A 19,418-nucleotide genomic window follows, 5' to 3' on the forward strand; every position below is an offset into this window, starting at 1 on the left:
GGATGGCTCCGCCGACACGCACTTGGGCGCTGCTGATCGCCCTGACCGCCGCGACTGTCCTGCTTGCCCCGCTGCCGGGGCCGGCGGCCATGGCGGGACTTCTGGTGCTGGCCTGGCTGAAGGCGCGCGCGATCGGGGGCGGCTTCCTGCACCTGCGCGCGGCACCGGGCTGGCTGGCCGCGCTGCTGGTGCCGCTTGGGCTGTGGATGGCGGCGATCTGGGGGCTGTCTGTGCTGGCCTTTTGAGAAGGGGGCCTTCAGATGACGCGGCCGATCGCGCCGAAGGCCTCGGCCTGGGCCAGATCCTCCAGCCGCGACACCGAGGCGATGGCGGCGCTGGACTGGTTCACCCGCACGCCCAGTCCGCGCAGGCGGGCAAAGGCGCGGGACAGGGTTTCGGGCTTCATCCCCAGCCTGCCCGCGATCAGCGCCTTGTCATAGGGCAGCACCACGGTCGCGCTGTCCGCGCCCGGCGGGCACAGCTCCAGCAGGAATTCGGCCACGCGCTGCGCGCCCGACCGGGCCTTCAGCTGCTCGATCTGCTCGACCAGGCCTTGCAGGTGCATGAACGTGGCCGACAGGATCGAGATCGCGGCCTCGGGGTGGGTCTTCAGCAGGTCCAGAAAGACATGCGCGGGCACGGCGACCAGTTCGCATCCCGTCACCGCCTCGGCCGAGACGGGATAGGCCGCGCGGCGCAGCGCGATGGGTTCGCCGAAGCTCTGGCCGCGGGTCATCACGCCCACCACGGCCTCGGTCCCGCTGGGGGCGATGCGGTAAAGCTTCATCCAGCCGTCCGCGACGACATGGATCGCCGTGGCGTTGTCGCCATGCTGGAACAGGATCTGCCCCCTATCCAGGCGCACCACATGGGCCGCATCCAGCAGCAGGCCCGACAGTTCGGCGGGCAAAGAGGCGAAAAGCCGCGACTGGCAGGCGATCCGGCGATGCGCGGCAGAAAGTTTCCTGCTCATCCGTTCGGGCCCTTCAAGACGGGTGATGGGCGGCGGGGCGGGAACGGCCTCGCCCCGCCGCGGGCAACGTCACTGGACCTGGGCGATTTCGGCGTCCATGCGCTCTCGCGCCTTTTTCGACATCTTGGCGGTCTTGGCCGCGTCGAGGTTCGCGGGCGCGCCGCCCACCTGGATCAGGCCGACCATGCCCATGGCGAAATGCGGCGTGCACTTGACGCCGTAAAGGCCCGGCTCCGTCACGGTCAGGGTGTATTCCTCGTTGATCTTGCTTTTGAAGGGCTCGACGCCTTGGGGCAGGATGTCGGCGATGGCTTCGACGTTGTGGCTCTTGTCGGTGGGAACGAAGCGGATCACGTCGCCCGGCGCGGCCTTCACGTAGGCGGGTTCGAACACCATCATCCCGGCCTCGCCCTTGTTCAGCATGTGGACCTCGTGCTCGGCGGCAAGGCCCGCGCCAGCCAGGGCAAGAAGAAAGGCCGGGGCGGCAAGAAAGGAAATGCGTTTCATCTGTAGGTCTCCTGGTTCCGCGGGCCGATCCCTGGCCCGTTGAGCAGGGGTTTAGGCCGGATCAAGGGGCGCCACTTTGATCGAACGCAAACAAGGAAGCGGGTTTCAGCTTTCGGGATCGGCGATCCGGGCCAGGCCCTCGGCATCGGTGACGGTCAGCTTCTGGCGCCCGCCCTCGACCAGGCCCATGCCCTCCCAGGCCGAGAGCAGCCGCGACACGGTGTGCAGCGTCGTGCCCGTCATCTCGGCAATGTCCTGGCGGGTGATGGGAAAGTCGATGCGGGTGCCGCCGTTTTCCACCCGTCCGGCTTTTTCGGCCAGCCGCAGAACCGCATGGGCCACGCGGCGCTCGACCTCCTGGGTGGACATCTCGCGCAGGCGGGTATGGGCCTCGTCCAGGCGCTGGCCGATGGTCTGCATGGCATTGATCGCAAGGCGGGGATTGTTTTCCACCACGGCGTCCCAGTCGGCCATGGGCCAACTGACCACGATGGACTCGACCGCCGCCTTGGCGGTGCCGGGATAGTCGGGACGGGCCAGCGCCCGGGCAAACCCGAACAGGTCGCCCGGATGGACCACGCGGACCATGACCTGCTGGCCGTCGGGCGTGACCTGGCTGACCTTCAGCCGTCCGTGCAGCAGCAGATAAAAGGCCACCGCCTCGGCCCCTTGTTCGAAAACGATGTCCCCTTGCAGCACGCGGCGCGCGGTGGCGCGCGTCATCAGCCGCGCCAGGGCGGCAGGCTCCATCTGCCGGAACAAGGGCAGGTTGCGCACCAGGGAAATGTCGATCGCCACGTTCTGCGCCTTCACCATGGGTTTTCCCCTAGGTGACGCAGAATCATGCCAAAGCAAAGCATTCCGTGGTCCCCTTGCGTCATGCCGCGCCGCTGGCGGCCTCTTTCACCAGGCGCAGGCCCAGGTTCGCGGGCGGCACGCCCACCGAGCAGCCCCCGGATTTCGGGTCGCGCACGAAGTCGGCCACGGCGGCGCGGTGCAGCCCCTCGGCGACATAGATGCCGCAGCTTTCGGCCTGGCCGGTGATCCGGCCAGACGCATCAAGCTCTCCCCGGCGCAGGCAGGTGGCGGTCCATTCCCAGACGGCGCCGCCGATGTCGCGCACGCCCAGGGAGTTGACGTTCAGCATTCCAACGGGGCGGATTTCCCGGTCGAGGTCGCGGCCGCGGGCCGATCCGGCGGCGTATTCGGCCAGCCAGCGGGTCGCGGGGTTGGCCGGGTCGCCGTCCACGCCAAGCGCGTCGTCGCGGAACATCTCGGCCGCGGCATGGGCCCATTCGACATCGGTGGGCAGGCGCCAGGCGTCGCCCGTCCGGCGGGACAGCCAGCCGGCATAGGCCTGCGCGTCGATCCAGCTGACGCCGGTCACCGGCAGGTCGGGATCGTCCACCGGACCGCCGGGCAGGGCGCAGGCCCTGGCGGCCACGCAGTCCAGCCATTGCGCGGTGCTGACGGGGGTCGCCATGATCTCGACCGGGGCGGGGATCGAGACGGTCTGGACCGGCGCATCGACCGACCGGCCGTCGCGCCTCCAGTCGCCGTCCAGGCGGTAAAGGAAGGCCCGGGGCTCCAGCCGCACCATCGGCGGCAGGTCGGGCAGGGGCCGCGCGCCGGGCCACAAGGCCAGGCCAAGCGCCCCGGCGGCGGCGGCCAGCAGAAGAACGGTTCCGTGCATTGTCGGCTCCGGTCGGACAACGGCAAAAGGGAGGGCGCCCCCGTGCGGCACGGGGGCGGCCCCGGGGGTTCAGACGGCGGCGGCGGGGGCCACGACCTGCATCATCAGGTCGTCGTTCCATTCGCCTTCCACCACCACATGGGCTGCGGCGCCGAGTTCGAAGGCCTCGATGAGGTTGTGGTTGACATAGGCGTAAACGCCCGGCTGTTCGAAGGTGTAAACCATCAGCCCCGCCGTGCCGCCCGGGATGAACCAGGTTTCCAAGCCTTCCTCGGGCGGGTTGCGGAACTTGCCTGTCGCCCAGACATGGTTTCCGTGGCCGCCGATCAGGTGGGGCCGGGTGTCCCGGTTGGCCTGGCTGTGGACAAAGGCCACCGTTTCGCCGACCTTGGCCTTCATCGCGTTGTCGCCGGTCAGCGCCCCCACGGCGCCGTTGAAGACCACATGCGTCGGCGTCAGCGTCTTCATGACGGTGACGACATCCTCGTAGCTTTCGCCGGGGCTGGCATAGGTCTTCCAGCGGCCCTCCTCGTCGCGGGGGACATAGAAGTCCTGCTCGCCGATGTAGAACACCTTGTCATAGGTCACGGGCTTGCCGGCCCTGTCCTTCAGCCCGTCGCGCGGCAGCACCATGATCGCGCCGTTCATCCCCGACACGACATGCCAGGCCACCATGCCCGGAGGGGCGCAGTGATACACGAACACGCCGGGCTTGGTGGCCTTGAAGCGCAGGACGCATTTCTCGCCCGGGTTCACCTGGGTCAGCGCCCCCCCGCCAAGCGCCCCGGTCGCACTGTGGAAGTCGATGTTGTGCATCAGCTCGTTGGCGGCGTCGTTGATCAGCGTGAGTTCCACATAGTCGCCCTCGTGGACCACCATCAGCGGGCCGGGAACGGTGCCGTTGAAGGTGGACGCCCAGTATTCCGCGCCGCTGTCGTCCAGGGTGATCTTCTTCTCGATGATGGTCATCTCGAACTCGACCACCCGGGGGCCGGTGCTGGCCACGGGTTCGTGGTCGTGGACAAAGGGCGGATCGACCAGCTTCACCTTGACGCGCGGCAGGCTGGCCACGTCGGGTGCGGCGGGGGTCAGAACGGCCTCGGCCCCGGCGGCGGCCCCGGCGGCGGCGGACCGCACCTGGGTCAGGGCCCCGGCAATGGCCGCACCGGCAAGGATGGTGCGGCGGCTGACGGAAAGAGAGGTCATGGCGGGCTCCGTTCTGTGATGGTTGTGACGCGCCGGATCGTTCCGGTTGAAGGCAGTATGCGCCGTTCCGCCAGCCGCTTCGTTGTGCCGGAACAATCACCGAGGACCGAATTGCGTTCTTGCTTGCGGCAGCGCAAAGAGTTCGCGTTTTTCCGGCCTATCGCTTGGGGGCAGTCCTCAAGGAGAACACCCATGTCCCCCGAAAAACGCCCCCGGGTTCCGCGCGGATCGACGCGGGACGGCGCGGCGCTGTGGTCCCATGGCTTTCGGCCGTTCTTTCTGGGCGGCGCGGTCTGGGCGGTGGCCGCCATGGCGCTGTGGATCGCGGCGCTGGCCCGCGGCCTGCCCCTGGGCGGCGACCTTGGCGCCCCCCTGTGGCACGCGCACGAGATGGTTTTCGGCTTCGCCCCGGCGGTGCTGGCGGGCTTTCTGCTGACCGCCATTCCGAACTGGACCGGCAGCCTGCCGGTGTCCGGGCGGCCGCTGATCGGGCTTGCGGCGGTCTGGGCCGCCGGGCGGGTCGCCCTGGCGGGGGCCGGGATCATCGGCCTGCCGCTTGCCGCCCTGATCGACGCGGCCTTTCTGCCCGCGCTGCTGGCCATCGCGGGCCGCGAGATCGTCGCGGGCCGCAAGTGGAACGACCTGAAGGTTCTGGCCGGATGCGCCGCCGTCATGGTGGGCAATCTCGGGTTTCACGCCGCCGTTCTGACAGGGGGCGATCCGCAGGTCTGGCTGCGCGCCGCCGTGTCTGGCTATGTGGTTCTGGTGCTGATCATCGGCGGGCGCATCATTCCCAGCTTCACCCGGAACTGGCTGCACCAGCGCGGCGCGGCGCGGATGCCGGTTTCCTTCAACCGCTTCGACATGGGGGTGATCGCCTGTTCGGCCCTGGCGCTTGCCGCCTGGACCCTCGCGCCCGAGGCGCGGGCGACGGTGCCGGCCGCGCTGATCGCCGGGGGCCTGAACGCCCTGCGCCTGGCGCGCTGGCGGGGCCTTGCGGTCCGGGCCGAGGCGCTGCTGCTGGTTCTGCACGCGGCTTACGGCTTCGTGCCGCTGGGCTTTGCCGCGATCGCGGCGGCGGGGGCGGGCCTGCTGATGCCGGTTTCGGCGCTGCATGTGCTGACGGTGGGGGTGGTCGCCACCACCATGCTGGCGGTGATGACGCGGGCCACGCGCGGCCACACCGGGCGTCCTTTGACGGCATCGCGGCCGACGGTGGCGGCCTATCTGTGCCTGTTCGGCGCGGCCCTGGCGCGGCCCCTGGCGGATCTCGGGGACGTTCCGGGGCTGATGGAGGCGTCGGGCGCGCTGTGGATCGCGGGGTTCGGCCTGTTTGTCGCCGAACATGGCGGCATGCTGCTGCGGGCGCGGCGCCAGCCCCGCGCAGCGGCTCCGTGATCAAAAGGTCCGCGCCGCGATCCGGTCGGGCGTCCAGGGCGGATCCCAGGTCAGCGCCACGCTGGCCCGGGCCACGCCCGGCACGGCCCCCACGGCGGCCTCGGCCCCCTGGCGCAGCAGTTCGGACAAGGGGCAGCCGCGCGTGGTCGTGGTCATGGTGACGCTGACCCGGCTGCCCCGCACCGCCACGTCATAGACCAGTCCCATCGACACCAGGTCGCGCCCGGTTTCCGGGTCCACCACCCCGCGCAGGGCGGCAAGGACCGCCGCCCGCAGATCGTCAGCCATGACGCACCCCCCGGTCCGGCCCGCCCGATCGGACCAGCAGCCGATAGGACGCCCCGTCGGGCGCGAAATTGCCCGCCCATTCGTGGCCGCGCGTCGCGAGTTCGGGAAACAGGAACATCGGCTCGCGGTCCAGCAGGGCGAACAGAACCTCGTCCGCGGGCAGGGTGGCAAGGGCTTCCAGGATGCGCACCATGGGTTCGGGCGGCATCAGCCCGGCCAGGTCCAGCACCAGCGACGGGTCGGGCCACAGCGCCGCGCCGGGGGCCGATCCGGGCGCAAGCCCCGCATCCGGGGCAGCCCCTTCCAGCGGCGCAAAGAGAACCTCCCACGCGCCGTCGGGGCGGCGGCGGTCGCTGACGGCGAAGCCCCGGTTGGCCATGACGCTGAACAACGGCGCGGGCCGAAAGGGCGCGATCAGCCGCAGCGCCTGGCCGGGCCGCAAGCGGTCGGCGGCGGCCATGATGGCGGCAAAGGGTTCCTCTCCGCGCCGAAGCTGCGGGCGGACATCAAGCTCGAAAGGCTCGGGTGCGGTCATGGTCGGATCCTTTGGGGGATGGGGGAAGCACAAGGGGCGGCAGCCGGTCGGGCCGCCGGGCAGGGTCGAGATGGCGCAGGCGGCGGATGGCCCAGGCCTCGCGCGTCAGGCCCCCGGCGGCCAGCAGCATGGCAAGCGCGGCCAGCCGGAAGCCCGAGGCCTGGCCTGCGGCCAGGGCCAGCGTTCCGCCCGCCGCCCCCGCCGCCCACAGCCCCAGCCAGCGCGCGGTTGCGCGGGCATCGGTCAGGTCGGACACCAGCGGCATCGGACGGCGGCCGATCTGGGGCGCGAAGACCTGGATCCAGGTCAGGAACGAGACGATCTTGACCATCTGCGCCAGCGTCAGCGTGGACAGCCAGCCCGCCAAGGCCGCGAAGACGGCGGCCTCGGCCCAGGAACCGCCCCGCAGAACGGCGATCGGCAGCAGGGCGGCCGAAAGCGCCAGAAAGCCCAGGGCCGCGCGGCTCCAGCGCATGTTCACCTCGGCCCGGAGGCGGCGGCGGCTTTGCCACAGGCGGCGGATCTCGGCCAGGTACAGGGCGGCGGTCAAGGCGGCGATCAGGGCGGCGGCAAGCGCCACGGCAAGGCCCGGCGGCCAGAATCCCCGCCCGGCAAGCGCCAGGGCGCCCCCGGCAAGCGCCAGCGCCAGGGCAAGGGCCGCGCCGCCGAAAACCGCGCGGCGCAGCGGGCCGTCGCCCTCGGGCGCCAGCAGGAACATGGCGAACAGCTTGTAGCTGACGCCGAAGGCCGCCAGCGTCAGCCAGCCGCCCGCGCCCAGCAGAACATGGGCGGGCAGGGCGGCCGAAAGCGCCACGGGCAGGCCGTATCCCGCCAGCGCACCCGCCATCGCCGCCCCGGTGGCCCACAGCCCGCCAAGCGCCGCCAGGGCAAGGGCCAGCATCCGCCCCTCGGATCCGCGCAGGGCTTTCGCGGCGGCCAGCGTCGGCGCCAGCATCGCCCCCGCCAGCCCGAAGGCCGCCGCCAGAACCACCGGCGCCAGCGCCAGCAGCCCTTGCCCCGGCGCCCCGCCGTCCAGCCCCAGAAATCCCGCCGCCAGCATCAAGGTCCCGCCCGCCGTCAACAGCAGGGCGGGCAGCGACAACCCCGGCAGCGCCAAGGGCCGCGCGCACAACACCGGCGCGAACTGGATCAGCGATCCCAGCATCATCTGGCACAGCCAGCCAAGCGCGAACAGGTGCACCACCGCCAGCGCGGCCCCGCCCGACCAGTCGCCAGGCCCCGCCGCCCCGGCCACCGCCCCGCACAGCGACACGGCCAGAAACGCCAGGGCCGAGGCGAACCAGGCCATGGTCCAACGGGAAAGCTGCTTGCCGATCATCGAAAAAGGCCCCGCGATACAGACCGGCATCATGCCGCAGGATCATGCCTTCCGTCTTTGCGGTCGATCAAACAGGCGGGCTGCCGAAACGGGCGGCGACGGCGCCCCGCGTAGTCCGCATCGCCGACCGGGGGTCCAAGATGCGCACGCCGCGCGAACCCTTCACGGATGATCCGCGCCGTGACACCGACATCCGGTTCTCGCTCTGCGCGGTGGACCAGGGGCGGCACTTGAACGGGATCTATGGCTCGAACGCGTCTGGCCCGCTGTTCGTGGCCGGCCAGACGGTGGCGCTGGCGTCTTTGATGGCCCTGCGGTTCGGCCTCCGGCTTCTGCCCGAGATGCTGCCGACCCAGTTGTCCCGCCATCGCCAGGTGCCGCCGCCTTTCGCCGCCTGCTGCTGTCCATGGGGCGGCGGACCATTCCAAGGGGGGGGGGCGGCAGAGATGGAGTTCGCCGCCGGGGATTTCCCGAACCCCGGGCCGCTTCAGGGCTTGATGCGCGCCCTGGCCGCGGGGGGATACCTGCTCAAGGGCCGCACGCCTGAGGGCCGGATCGCCGCCCCACGGCGGTTTTCGACCAGGGCCGGATGGCGCGATGTGCTGTGTCCTGCACGATCATCCGGGACTGGCGGCCGCGCCCGCAGATCCCGGCTGAAGCCGCAGGCGGTGCCGGTTCACCAGCAGGCTTTCGGCGTCCGCGATCTCTTGCGCGGTGCGGGCCTCGCTCCAGCCGAGCGCCCCGGCGCAGACCGTTGCGGCGACATGAAGGTCGCGCCGCGACAGACGCCCGGTGATCGCCAGCGCCGTGCGCCGCATCACCAGGTCGGTCAGGTGGCAGACGCTTTCGTTGCGGACAAGCCAGTCGAGTTCGGCCAGCGCGTAATCCGCGTCCCGCAGCATCGCCGGGCTGGCGCCTTCGGCGGCCAGGATGCCGGCGGCGGTGGTGCCATGGCGCGCCAGCAGCGCCGCCGCCCGCTCTGGCGCGGCCCCGCTGTCGCGGGCGGCCTGCCGCGCCCAGGCCTGCGGGTCGGCGGGATGATCGCGCCCGCCGCCGATCGGGGCCAGCTTCGTGTCGCATCGGCGGGTCCGGCCCAGACGGGCCAGGATCACGTCGGCCACCTCCTCGGCAAAGCCCCGGAAAGTCGTCCACTTGCCCCCCACCAGCGAGATCACCGGCCAAAGCCGCGCGCCCGCCGGTTCCGCCACGGGCGCGGAATGGTCGCGGCTGATCAGGCCGGGATTGGACGCGTCCGAGGCGGGCAAGGGCCGGATCCCGGAATAGGCATAGACGATCTGGCCGCGGTCGAACGACAGGCCCGGCAAAAGGCTGCGCAGGGCGTCCAGGAAATAGTCGATCTCGCCGTCGTCGCAGGCCACGTTGTCGGGATCGTCGTCGCGCGTGTCGGTGGAGCCGACCAGCGCGCGGCCCCCATGGTCGTAGACCAGGCAGATGCGGCCGTCGTCGGCCTCGAAATAGATCATCCGCCCCTTCAGCGCGGCGATCAGGCCCGGATGGTCCAGCAGGACATGAGAGCCCTTGGTGCCGCCGATCAGCCGCGACGGCGCGCCGAGCGCCGCGTTCACCCGGTCAATCCAGGGACCGGCGGCGTTCACGACGATGCGGGGACGCAGCACCCGCACCCCGTCGCGCGTCGCCAGGCGCAGCGTGTCGCCGTCGGTCTCCTCCAGCGCGGCATAGTTCCAGGCGCGCGAGGCCGGGTTGGCGCGCATTCCTTCGGCCAGCAGTTCCCAGACCAGCCGTTCGGGCAGGGTGACGGCGGCGTCGTAATAATGCCCTGCCGCGACGATGCGGGGGGTGATGGGCGGGATTTCCCGCAAGGTCCGCCTTTTCGACCAAAGCTGGTGGCGCGGCATGACCCGGTGGCGGCGGCCATAGAAGTCGTACATCGCAAGGCCCGTCTTTATCAGCACCGCGCCCCGGCTGCGCGGCGCGGTTGTGGACCCCAAAAGCGTGCGCAGCGCCGCCGTCACGCCCTTGAACCAGGAAAAGATCGGGACCACCGTGGGCAGCGGGCGCACCAGATGCGGCGCGTTCCGCAAAAGCAGGTTCCGTTCCAGCGTCGATTGCGCGACCAGCCGCAGTTCGCCCGTTTCCAGATACTTGATGCCGCCATGGATCAGCCGCGAGGGCGCGGCGGATGTGCCGCCGCCGAAATCGCCCTTGTCGGCGATCACGCAGGTCAGGCCCTGCTCGCACAGGTCGCGGAACAGGCCCGCGCCGTTGATGCCCGCGCCCAGGATCAGCACGTCGATGTCTTGGATGTCGGTCATGTCAGGTTCCCAGGGCCTCGATGCGCGGCCAAAGAGGGGACAGCGCATCGACAAGATCGGCAAAAACGGCATAGCGGCGCCCCAGGTCGGCGGACCGCCCCGGATCGGGCCGGTAGGTCCGTGTCAGCGCGGCCATGTCGCGCGGGTCGTGGCGGGGGCTGGCGAACAGCCCGACCCCCGATCCCGCGCACAGGGCGGCGCCCCAGGCGGCGGCTTCCTCGGTGTCCGAGGTCGCGACCGGCATGGCCAGGGCGTCTGCGAAAAGCTGGGCAAAGACCGGGCTGCGGGAAATCCCGCCCGTCAGCCGCGCGGCCCCCGGCGCGAAGCCGTCGCGCAGGGCATCGACGTGGTGGCGGTGGTTGAAGGCGATCCCCTCGACCACGGCGCGCAGCATGGCGCCCCGGTCGTGCCAGCCGTGCAGCCCCAGAAACCCGGCGCTGGCATGGGGACCGTGCGGAGAGCCGAACAGGAACGGGTGAAAGATCACGGTGGACGGACGGGCCATCGCGGCCTCGATTTCCGGGATGACGGCGGCGTGGAAGGGGCGGCCCTGGGCCTCGGCGACAGTGCGGTCGCCGCCGCACAGCGTGTCCAGAAACCAGTCGTAGTTCGCCGCCGAGGCAGGCGAGATCGACATGGCGTTCCATTCGCCCCGGCGCAGCCCGTTGCGGCAGAACCAGCGGGCATCGGCGCGCGGCCGCCGCGTCACCGTTTCGTTGATGGAATAGGTGCCGGCGACAATGGCCACCGTGCCTTCGGCATAACCGCCCGCGCCCAGTGCCGATGCGGTCACGTCGTGCAGCCCGGCCACGACCGGCGTGCCGGGAACAAGGCCGGTCGCGGCGGCGGCCGTGGCGGTGACACGGCCGATCACCTGGTCGGGCAGGGCGATAACGGGCAGCGCGTCCGACAGGCCCCCAAGGCCGAAGACCGCCAAGGCGCCGGGGTCGAAGGCCTGCGTTCGGACATCTGTGAAGGCGGTGCTGGCCTCGGTCAGGTCGGTGCCGATATGCCCCGTCAGGCAGAAGGCCAGCCAGTCCTTGCAGGCCAGCACATGACCGATGCGGTCGAAGCGGTCCGGCTGGCGGTCGCGGATCCAGGCCAGGATCGCCGAGGGGGCCGAGGCATGGGGCATCTGCCCGGTGCGCGCCAGGGCGGCGTCGGCGGTTCCGTCCCGCCGCCAGGTTTCGGCCAGATCGCCCGCCCGGCTGTCCAGCGACAGGATGCCGGGGCCAAGGGGCCGCGCGGCCCCGTCCAGCAGATACAGCCCGTCGCCGTGCGCGGTGGCGGCGACCGCCGCGATCTGGGACGGGGGGCGTCCGGAGGCGGCGACGGCCTCGGCCACGGCGGCGGCGGTCTGGGTCCACAAGGCGTCCATGTCGCGTTCGACATGGCGGGGCTGCGGCATGGACTGCGCCACCCGCCGGCGCGCGGTCGCCAACACCCGCCCCGTTTCGTCGAAGATCACCGCCTTGGTGACGGTCAGGCCATTGTCGATGCCCAGCAGCAGCGGCATGTCGTGTTCTCTGCCATGAAGTGCCCGGCAGCCCTACGACGCCACGGTCCCCCAGGCAAGGGCCGCTTGGACGCGCGGTCCGCTCAGGCCAGGGGAACGATCCTGCCGCCGGGGCATCCCGCGCCCCAGTCATAGCCCTTGCTGCCGACCGCGCAGCCCTGCCTGACCGTGACCACAAGCTGCACATCGCGCCGCGCATTGTCCGGCCCGCGGGAAGGCCCCACCAGGAACCGGCGGGAGATGACATCGTACCGCGTCGAGACGTCGCCGGACATCACCTGGATGCAGTCCCCGGCAAGCGGGGCGAGATCAAGGTCGATCTCCTCCAGCAGGGCGGCGTTCCGGTCCTGGATCAATACACGCATGTTGGCACCGTGCCGTTCACGGATCTGCCCGCAAGGGCAAGGGATACAACGGCGCGGCGCGGCAAGGGTTCCCGGCCCGCCCCCGAAACTTCCGGCGGGAAGGGCCATGGTCGGTCGGGCGTGATCGGACAGGAACCTTCGCCCTGCAAAGCCGGTTGTCCTGGCACGAGGCTGCCGGGGAAGGAACCATGCTGGGCAACAACTTGACGGGTCACGCAGGACAGGACGCAGGCCCCGGCCTTGATCCTGAGGCGGGGTCGGACGCGCGGCTGCGGGCGCTTGCCGCGCAGCGGATCGCCATCGAGGGGGTCTCGATCGAGATCGACGGCGGCCGCTTTCCCGCCAAGGCCGTCGCGGGCCAGCCTGCCGCCATTCAGGCCGACATCTTCTCGGACGGGCACGATTCCATCGCCGCCGCGATCGCCTGGCGCCGCGCGGGCGGCGAGGACGGCCAGGAAGCCCCCATGACCTTGCTTGAAAACGACCGCTGGGCAACCACGGTCGTTTTCCCCGAGAACGGGTTCTACGACTGCACGATCCTTGCCTGGCGCGACCTGTTCACCACCTGGCACAAGGAGGTGACCAAGAAGCTGGCCGCTGGGCAGCGCGTCGCGCTGGAGTTGGAGGAAGGCCGGAGGCTGTTGCAGGACGGGCTGGACAAGGGACGCGCCCCCGACGAGGCGCGCGCCACCCTTGTGGGCGTGCTGGCGGCGGATGCGGCCTATGCCGAAGCCGCAGGCGACGGCGCCGATGCGGCGCGCTTTGCCCGCATGGGCGATCCCGCGGTTCTGGCCTTGATGCAGCAGTTCGGGCCGCGGACCAACCTGACCGAATACAAGACCCTGACGGTTTTCGCGGACCGCAAGGCCGCCGCCTTCAGCGCGTGGTATGAACTGATGCCCCGGTCGCAATCGGGCGACGTGAACCGCCACGGCACCTTTGACGACGTGATCGCGCGGCTGCCCTATGTGCGGGATCTGGGCTTCGACGTGCTGTATTTTCCGCCGATCCATCCCATCGGCAAGACCAACCGCAAGGGCCGCAACAACAGCCTGACCGCCCAGGAAGGCGAACCCGGCAGCCCTTATGCCATCGGCAGCGAGGCAGGCGGGCATGACGCGATCCACCCCGAACTGGGCAGCTTCGACGATTTCCGCCGCCTGGTTTCCGCGGCCAAGGACCACGGGCTTGAGATCGCGTTGGATTTCGCCATCCAGTGTTCGCCCGACCACCCGTGGATCCGGGAACATCCCGAATGGTTCGACTGGCGGCCCGACGGCACCATCAAGTTCGCCGAGAACCCGCCCAAGAAATACGAGGACATCGTCAACGTCCATTTCTATCGCGACGCCCTGCCGTCGCTGTGGTACGCGCTGCGCGACGTGGTGCTGTTCTGGGTGGACCAGGGGGTGCGCATCTTCCGCGTGGACAATCCCCACACCAAGCCCTTTCCCTTCTGGGAATGGATGATCGACGAGGTGCGCCGCAAGGACCCGGGCGTGATCTTCCTGGCCGAGGCCTTCACCCGGCCCAAGGTGATGAAGCGGCTGGCGAAGGTCGGGTTTTCGCAATCCTATTCCTATTTCACCTGGCGCAACGAAAAGCAGGAAATCACCGACTACCTGACCGAGCTGACGCAGGAGGAATGCCGCGAATACATGCGGCCGAACTTCTTCGTGAACACCCCCGACATCAACCCCCGCTTTCTGCAAACCAGCGGCCGCCCCGGCTTCCGCACGCGGCTGGCGCTGGCCGCGACCCTGGGCGGCAACTACGGCGTCTACAACGGCTTCGAGATCTGCGAGGCAACCCCCGTGCCGGGCAAGGAGGAATACCTCAATTCCGAGAAATACGAGATCCGTGCCTGGGACATGAACCAGCCCGGCAATATCCAGGACGACATCCGCCTGATGAACCGGCTTCGCCAAAGCCATCCGGCGTTGCAGGACTTCACCAACGTGAAATTCTACAACGCCTGGAACGACAAGGTGCTGTGCTATGGCAAGCGGACCGGCGACGATTTCGTGCTGATCCACGTCAATCTCGATCCCCACAACGCCCAGACCTTCGAATTCGAGGTGCCCTTGTGGGAATGGGGCCTGCCCGACGAGGCCTCGGTCGAGGTGCGCGACCTGATCCACGGCAACAGCTTCACCTGGCACGGCAAGAACCACTGGCTGGAGCTGGATCCCCATAGCCGCCCTTATGCCGTCTGGCAGCTTTTCGCCCCCGGAGTGCCCCGCTGATGCGTGTCCTGCCGGAGTTCATGACCCTTGACGCGCCCGACGGGCGCGCGGCCACCGCCATCGGCGGGCAGGGGGGGCGGCTGTTCCAGACCGACGTGCTGCCGCAATGGCTGCCGTCGCAACGCTGGTTCGCGGGCAAGGACAAGGGGATCGGCGCGGTGCGCATGACCCCCTTGGGCAGCCTGGGACAGGGGGAACACGAACTGGTCTCGCTGGACGTGACGGTGGGGGATCAGCAGCAAAGCTATCTTCTGCCGCTCTCGGCCCGGTGGGGGGACGAGAACCTGCGTCCCGGCGCGCCGAAGCTGTCCCACACGCTGGCCAGGATCCGCGACGCCGCGCGCGTGGGCGCCCTGATCGACGGCGCCTTCGACGAGCGCCTGCCGCGACTGCTGCTGGACGCGTTGAAGGAAAACCGGTCCGACGGGGCCATGCGGTTCGAGGGGACCGAAGCCCTGCGCCGGATCGGGGATCCGGGCGATCCCCGCCAGCTTGGCGCGGAACAGTCGAACCTGTCCATCGCCTTTGGCGACAAGATCATCCTGAAGCTGTATCGCCGCATCCGCGAAGGCGAGCAACCCGACGTGGAGGTCGCGAAGTTCCTGACCGAGGTCGCGGGCTACAAGAACACCCCCCGCTATCTGGGCCAGGCCGCGCATGGACCCGTGATCCTGGCCGCCGCCTTTGCCTTTGTCCCGAACCAGGGCGATGCCTGGAGCGGCATCGTCAAGGCCCTGGAACCGGAGATGCGCGAGCGCGAGACCCGCTTGCCTGCCGGCGCGGCTCAGCCGGACGCGGCGCGCTTCGACTTTCCGCTCGGCATCGGCGCCCTGCTGGGGCGGCGCACGGCGGAACTGCACAAGGCCCTGGCGACGGAAACCGACGACCCGGCCTTTGCGACCGCCGATCTGACCCCGGACCAGCTTGGCCGATGGGCGGCCGACGCGGTATCCGAGGCGCAGGCGCTGATCGCCCGGCTGGAACAGGCGCACCTGCCCGAAGCGGTCGCCCCGCTGGCGCGATCCCTGCTGGACCAGCGCGAGGCGCTGCTGGCGCGGCTGCGGGCGGTGGCGGAGCTTGCGCCCGCCTGCAAGCTGTCGCGCATCCACGGCGATTTCCACCTGGGGCAGGTGCTGCTGGTGTCCGACGACGTGGCGATCATCGACTTCGAGGGCGAGCCCGCCCGCAGCCTGGCCGAACGGCGCGAGAAATCCTCGCCCCTTCGCGACGTGGCGGGGATGCTGCGGTCCTTCGACTATGCCGCGATGAGCGTCGCCTCGCGCCAGGGCGGCAGTTCCGCCAGCGGGGCCGGACGCGGCATGGAACGGGTCGAGGCGTGGCGGCGAACGGTTGCGCGCGACTTCCTCGAGGCGTATGACGCCCATTCGCAAGGCGCGCCGAACCTGCCCGCCGACGCCGGATCGCGGAAGGTGCTGCTGGACTTCTTCCTTTTGCACAAGGCGATCTACGAGGCGGGCTATGAACTGAGCAACCGGCCCGCCTGGATCGGCATACCCTTGCGCGGAATCCTGGATCTTCTGGAACGGAGCGGCGAATGACCAGCGCAACGGCAAGCGACATCGAGGCAGTCCTGCGCGGCAGCCACGCCAACCCTTTCGCCGTCCTGGGCCCCCACGACGGCGAGGTGCGGGTCTTCGCCCCCCAGGCCTCGACCGTGGCGGTCCTGAGCGACGGCCACCGCACGCCGCTGGAGCGCGTCCACCCCGAAGGGTTCTTCGCCGGGCCCTTCGAAGGCACCCGGTACCAGCTCGAGATGACATCCGGCGAACGCCGCTGGACGGTCGATGATCCCTATCGCTTCGGCCTGGTGCTGGGCGAGATGGACGAATACCTGATCGCCGAAGGTCGCCACCGGCAGCTTTACGAAAAGCTGGGCGCGCATCCGATCACCCACGAGGGGGTGGACGGCGTGGCCTTCGCCGTCTGGGCGCCCAACGCGCGGCGCGTCAGCGTGGTGGGCGACTTCAATGCCTGGGACGGCCGCCGCCATCCGATGCGCAGGCGCCTTGGCCCCGGTCTGTGGGAACTGTTCATCCCCGGCCTGTCGGTGGGAGAGCTTTACAAATACGAGATCATCAGCGCCCATGGCGAACGGATGCCGTTGAAGGCCGATCCGGTGGGCTTTGCGCACGAACGGTCGCCCGGAACCGCCTCGGTCATCAGCGGGCTGCCCGATCATCCCTGGCAGGACGGGGACTGGATGGAAACCCGCGCGGCCCGGCAGGACCGCAAGGCCCCGATCTCGATCTACGAGGTCCATCTGGGATCCTGGCGGCGCGGAGGCGAGGGCGAGGTGCTGGACTATGAATCCATCGCCGACCTGCTGGTCCCCTATGTCACCGAGATGGGCTTCACCCATGTGGAATTCCTGCCGGTGTCCGAACATCCCTTCACCGGATCCTGGGGATACCAACCCATCGGCCTGTTCGCGCCCACCAGCCGCTACGGCTCGGCCGAGGCCTTCGCGCGGCTGGTGGACCGGCTGCACGCGGCGGGCATCGGCGTCATCATCGACTGGGTTCCCGCGCATTTCCCGTCGGACGCGCATGGCCTGGGCCGGTTCGACGGCACCGCGCTTTACGAACATGCCGACCCCCGGCAGGGCTTTCACCAGGACTGGAACACGCTCATCTACAATTTCGGCCGGCGCGAGGTGGCGAACTTCCTGCAAGCCAGCGCGCTTTACTGGCTGGACAGGTTCCATGTCGATGCGCTGCGCGTGGATGCGGTGGCCTCGATGCTGTATCTCGATTATTCGCGCAAGCCGGGGGAATGGATCCCCAACCAGTTCGGCGGAAACGAGAACCTGGAGGCCATCGCCTTTCTGCGCGACGTGAACGAACGCGTTTGCGCGGATTACCCCGGCGCCATCACCATCGCCGAGGAATCGACCGCCTTTCCCAAGGTCAGCCGCCCGGTCAAGGACGGGGGCCTGGGCTTCGGGTTCAAGTGGAACATGGGCTGGATGCACGACACCCTGGGCTATTTCCGCCGCGATCCCATCCATCGCCGCCACCACCAGAACGATCTGACCTTCGGCATGGTCTACGCCTTTTCGGAAGACTTCGTGCTGCCGCTGAGCCATGACGAGGTGGTCCACGGCAAGGGATCGCTGATCCGGCAGATGGCGGGCGACCGCTGGCAGAAATTCGCCAACCTGCGCGCCTATTTCGGCTTCATGTGGACACATCCGGGCAAGAAGCTGCTGTTCATGGGCGGAGAGTTCGCGCAGGACCGCGAATGGAACCACGACCAGTCGCTGGACTGGCATCTGCTGGACGATCCGCTGCACGCCGGGATGCAGGCGCTGATCCGGGATCTGAACCGCCTTTACCGCGACCGTCCCGCCCTGCACCGGCTGGACTGCGACCCCGAGGGCTTCGAATGGATCGACGCCAGCGACGCCGACCAAAGCGTGCTGGTTTATCTGCGCAAGTCGGATGACGGCGCCCCGCCGGCGGTGATCGTCTGCAACCTGACGCCACAGGTGCATCGCGATTACCGCATCGGCCTGCCGCAGCCGGGCGCCTGGCGCGAGGTCCTCAACACCGACGACGCGGGTTACGGCGGGTCGGGCGTCGGCAACTCCGGACCGTTGCAAGCCGACGACACCCCTTGGCACGGCCGGCAGGCTTCCCTTGCCCTGACGCTTCCGCCGCTGGCGACGGTCGTGCTGGTGCCCGAATGACCCAAGCCCCGGCTGCCGCGCCGCATCGCATCGTGGTGGTCGGGGCCGGATTCGCGGGCTTGCAGCTGGTGCATGATCTGCGGGGCGCGGATTGCGCGATCACCCTGATCGACCAGCGCAACCACCACCTGTTCCAGCTGCTTCTGTATCAGGTCGCCACCACGCTTCTGGCCACGTCCGAGATCGCCTGGCCGATCCGGCGGGTGTTGCGCGACAGGCCCGAGGTCGTGACCCTGCTGGCGCGCGTGACCGGCATCGACCGCGCCGCCCGGCAGGTGGCGCTGGAGAATGGCGGCCGGGTGCCCTTTGACACGCTGGTTCTGGCCACCGGCGCGCGCCACGCCTATTTCGGCCATGACGAATGGGAGGCCGACGCACCGGGGCTGAAGACGCTGGAGGACGCGACCACCATCCGCCGCCGCCTGTTGCTGGCCTTCGAGCGGGCGGAACTGACCGCCGATCCCGCCGAGCGCGACGCGAACTTGACCTTTGCCATCATCGGCGGCGGTCCCACGGGGGTCGAGCTTGCCGGGATCGTGGCCGATCTGGCCCATCGCGTCCTGCCGCGCGAATTTCGCCGCATCGACACCCGAACCGCCCGGATCATGCTGATCGAGGCGGGGCCGCGCGTGCTGCCGGTCTTTCCGCAAGGGCTGTCCGATTATGCGGCGGCCGCCTTGCGGCGGCGCGGGGTGCAGGTGCTGACGGGGCGGCCCGTCACCGCCATCTCGGACCGAGAGGTCACGATCGGCGACGAGGCGGTGCCCTGCCGCACGGTGATCTGGGCGGCGGGGGTGCAGGCCTCTCCGGCGGCGGAATGGCTGGGGGCCGAGTCCGACCGGGCGGGCCGCGTGATCGTGAATGCGCAACTGACCCTGCCGGACGATCCCCGAATCTTCGTGCTGGGCGACACCGCCCATGTCGAGATGGACGGCCAGCCGGTGCCCGGCCTTGCCCCGGCGGCCAAGCAGCAGGGCCGGTATGCCGCCGCCGCGATCAGGGCGCGGCTGGCGGGCAAGCCCGCGCCGGGCCCCTTCCGTTATGCCCATCAGGGGAACCTGGCCACCATCGGCCGGAACGCAGCGGTGATCGACTTTGGCCGCATCCGGCTGACGGGCTGGCTGGCCTGGTGGATCTGGGGCATCGCCCATATCTACTTCCTGATCGGGGTCCGATCGCGCCTGGTTGTGGCGGTCAGCTGGCTGTGGAGCTTTCTGTCCCGCCAGAACCCCGCCCGCCTGATCACCCAAAAGGAAACCGCCCGGCGCGGGTGATCCGTCCCGGGCGGGAAAAGCCCCGCGCCCGGCGCGCGGCGCCGGATGTGCCTTCAGGTCCGGCCAGAGATGTGG

The 19,418-nt window shown here is 69.8% G+C and carries 17 protein-coding genes; 6 read left to right on the plus strand and 11 right to left on the minus strand.

Going from position 1 to position 19,418, the window contains the following annotated elements; all coding sequences use genetic code 11:
- Positions 1-2: 2 nt before the first annotated feature.
- Complete coding sequence (locus ACFOM8_RS07715; RefSeq protein ID WP_377760863.1) at positions 3-245, plus strand: cytochrome C oxidase subunit IV family protein; 243 nt, start codon at positions 3-5, stop codon at positions 243-245.
- 11 nt (positions 246-256) lie between these two features.
- Here the strand turns inward: ACFOM8_RS07715 and ACFOM8_RS07720 are convergent, their stop codons facing one another.
- The 5 genes from ACFOM8_RS07720 to nirK form a co-directional block, all read right to left on the minus strand.
- Positions 257-973: a Crp/Fnr family transcriptional regulator gene (locus ACFOM8_RS07720; protein ID WP_377760864.1), complete on the minus strand. Its 717-nt coding sequence runs from the start codon at positions 971-973 to the stop codon at positions 257-259.
- Positions 974-1,042: 69 nt separating this feature from the next.
- A complete protein-coding gene (locus tag ACFOM8_RS07725) occupies positions 1,043-1,480 on the minus strand; it encodes a pseudoazurin (RefSeq protein ID WP_377760866.1) in 438 nt (145 codons plus the stop codon).
- A 105-nt stretch (positions 1,481-1,585) separates the two neighbouring features.
- A complete protein-coding gene (locus ACFOM8_RS07730) occupies positions 1,586-2,296 on the minus strand; it encodes a Crp/Fnr family transcriptional regulator (RefSeq protein ID WP_377760868.1) in 711 nt (236 codons plus the stop codon).
- A 61-nt stretch (positions 2,297-2,357) separates the two neighbouring features.
- Positions 2,358-3,173: an SUMF1/EgtB/PvdO family nonheme iron enzyme gene (locus ACFOM8_RS07735; protein ID WP_377760869.1), complete on the minus strand. Its 816-nt coding sequence runs from the start codon at positions 3,171-3,173 to the stop codon at positions 2,358-2,360.
- Between the two features lie 69 nt (positions 3,174-3,242).
- On the minus strand, positions 3,243-4,379 hold the full coding sequence (gene nirK, locus ACFOM8_RS07740; protein WP_377760871.1) for a copper-containing nitrite reductase: 1,137 nt from the start codon (positions 4,377-4,379) through the stop codon (positions 3,243-3,245).
- 192 nt (positions 4,380-4,571) lie between these two features.
- On the opposite strand from nirK, the gene ACFOM8_RS07745 reads away from it, so the two are divergent.
- A complete protein-coding gene (locus tag ACFOM8_RS07745) occupies positions 4,572-5,777 on the plus strand; it encodes an NnrS family protein (protein ID WP_377760873.1) in 1,206 nt (401 codons plus the stop codon).
- On the opposite strand, the gene ACFOM8_RS07750 is transcribed toward ACFOM8_RS07745, so the two are convergent.
- The 6 genes from ACFOM8_RS07750 to ACFOM8_RS07775 form a co-directional block, all read right to left on the minus strand.
- Complete coding sequence (locus ACFOM8_RS07750; protein ID WP_377760875.1) at positions 5,778-6,065, minus strand: metal-sulfur cluster assembly factor; 288 nt, start codon at positions 6,063-6,065, stop codon at positions 5,778-5,780.
- A complete protein-coding gene (locus ACFOM8_RS07755) occupies positions 6,058-6,600 on the minus strand; it encodes a DUF2249 domain-containing protein (RefSeq protein ID WP_377760877.1) in 543 nt (180 codons plus the stop codon). Before ACFOM8_RS07755 ends, ACFOM8_RS07750 begins: the two co-directional genes overlap by 8 nt.
- Positions 6,572-7,972 (minus strand): hypothetical protein, encoded by a 1,401-nt coding sequence (locus tag ACFOM8_RS07760; protein ID WP_377760879.1) that lies wholly within the window; start codon positions 7,970-7,972, stop codon positions 6,572-6,574. The genes ACFOM8_RS07755 and ACFOM8_RS07760 overlap by 29 nt, the downstream gene beginning before the upstream one ends.
- Before the next feature lie 584 nt (positions 7,973-8,556).
- Positions 8,557-10,233: a glycerol-3-phosphate dehydrogenase/oxidase gene (locus tag ACFOM8_RS07765; RefSeq protein ID WP_377760880.1), complete on the minus strand. Its 1,677-nt coding sequence runs from the start codon at positions 10,231-10,233 to the stop codon at positions 8,557-8,559.
- 1 nt (position 10,234) lies between these two features.
- Positions 10,235-11,749 carry an FGGY-family carbohydrate kinase gene (locus tag ACFOM8_RS07770; protein WP_377760882.1) on the minus strand — a complete coding sequence of 505 codons (1,515 nt, stop codon included), beginning with the start codon at positions 11,747-11,749 and terminating at the stop codon, positions 10,235-10,237.
- An 83-nt stretch (positions 11,750-11,832) separates the two neighbouring features.
- Positions 11,833-12,114 (minus strand): hypothetical protein, encoded by a 282-nt coding sequence (locus tag ACFOM8_RS07775; protein WP_377760884.1) that lies wholly within the window; start codon positions 12,112-12,114, stop codon positions 11,833-11,835.
- Positions 12,115-12,302: 188 nt separating this feature from the next.
- Between ACFOM8_RS07775 and ACFOM8_RS07780 the strand changes: the two genes are divergently transcribed.
- The 4 genes from ACFOM8_RS07780 to ACFOM8_RS07795 are packed head-to-tail and all read left to right on the plus strand — an operon-like array spanning position 12,303 to position 19,343.
- Positions 12,303-14,360 (plus strand): alpha-1,4-glucan--maltose-1-phosphate maltosyltransferase, encoded by a 2,058-nt coding sequence (locus tag ACFOM8_RS07780; RefSeq protein WP_377760886.1) that lies wholly within the window; start codon positions 12,303-12,305, stop codon positions 14,358-14,360.
- Positions 14,360-15,919 (plus strand): putative maltokinase, encoded by a 1,560-nt coding sequence (locus tag ACFOM8_RS07785; RefSeq protein ID WP_377760888.1) that lies wholly within the window; start codon positions 14,360-14,362, stop codon positions 15,917-15,919. The genes ACFOM8_RS07780 and ACFOM8_RS07785 overlap by 1 nt, the downstream gene beginning before the upstream one ends.
- On the plus strand, positions 15,916-18,069 hold the full coding sequence (glgB, locus tag ACFOM8_RS07790) for a 1,4-alpha-glucan branching protein GlgB (protein WP_377760890.1): 2,154 nt from the start codon (positions 15,916-15,918) through the stop codon (positions 18,067-18,069). The genes ACFOM8_RS07785 and glgB overlap by 4 nt, the downstream gene beginning before the upstream one ends.
- A complete protein-coding gene (locus ACFOM8_RS07795; protein WP_377760892.1) occupies positions 18,066-19,343 on the plus strand; it encodes an NAD(P)/FAD-dependent oxidoreductase in 1,278 nt (425 codons plus the stop codon). The genes glgB and ACFOM8_RS07795 overlap by 4 nt, the downstream gene beginning before the upstream one ends.
- The last annotated feature ends 75 nt before the right edge of the window (positions 19,344-19,418 follow it).

This window comes from Paracoccus angustae (genome assembly GCF_042648745.1).
Taxonomy (GTDB): Bacteria; Pseudomonadota; Alphaproteobacteria; order Rhodobacterales; family Rhodobacteraceae; genus Paracoccus; species Paracoccus angustae.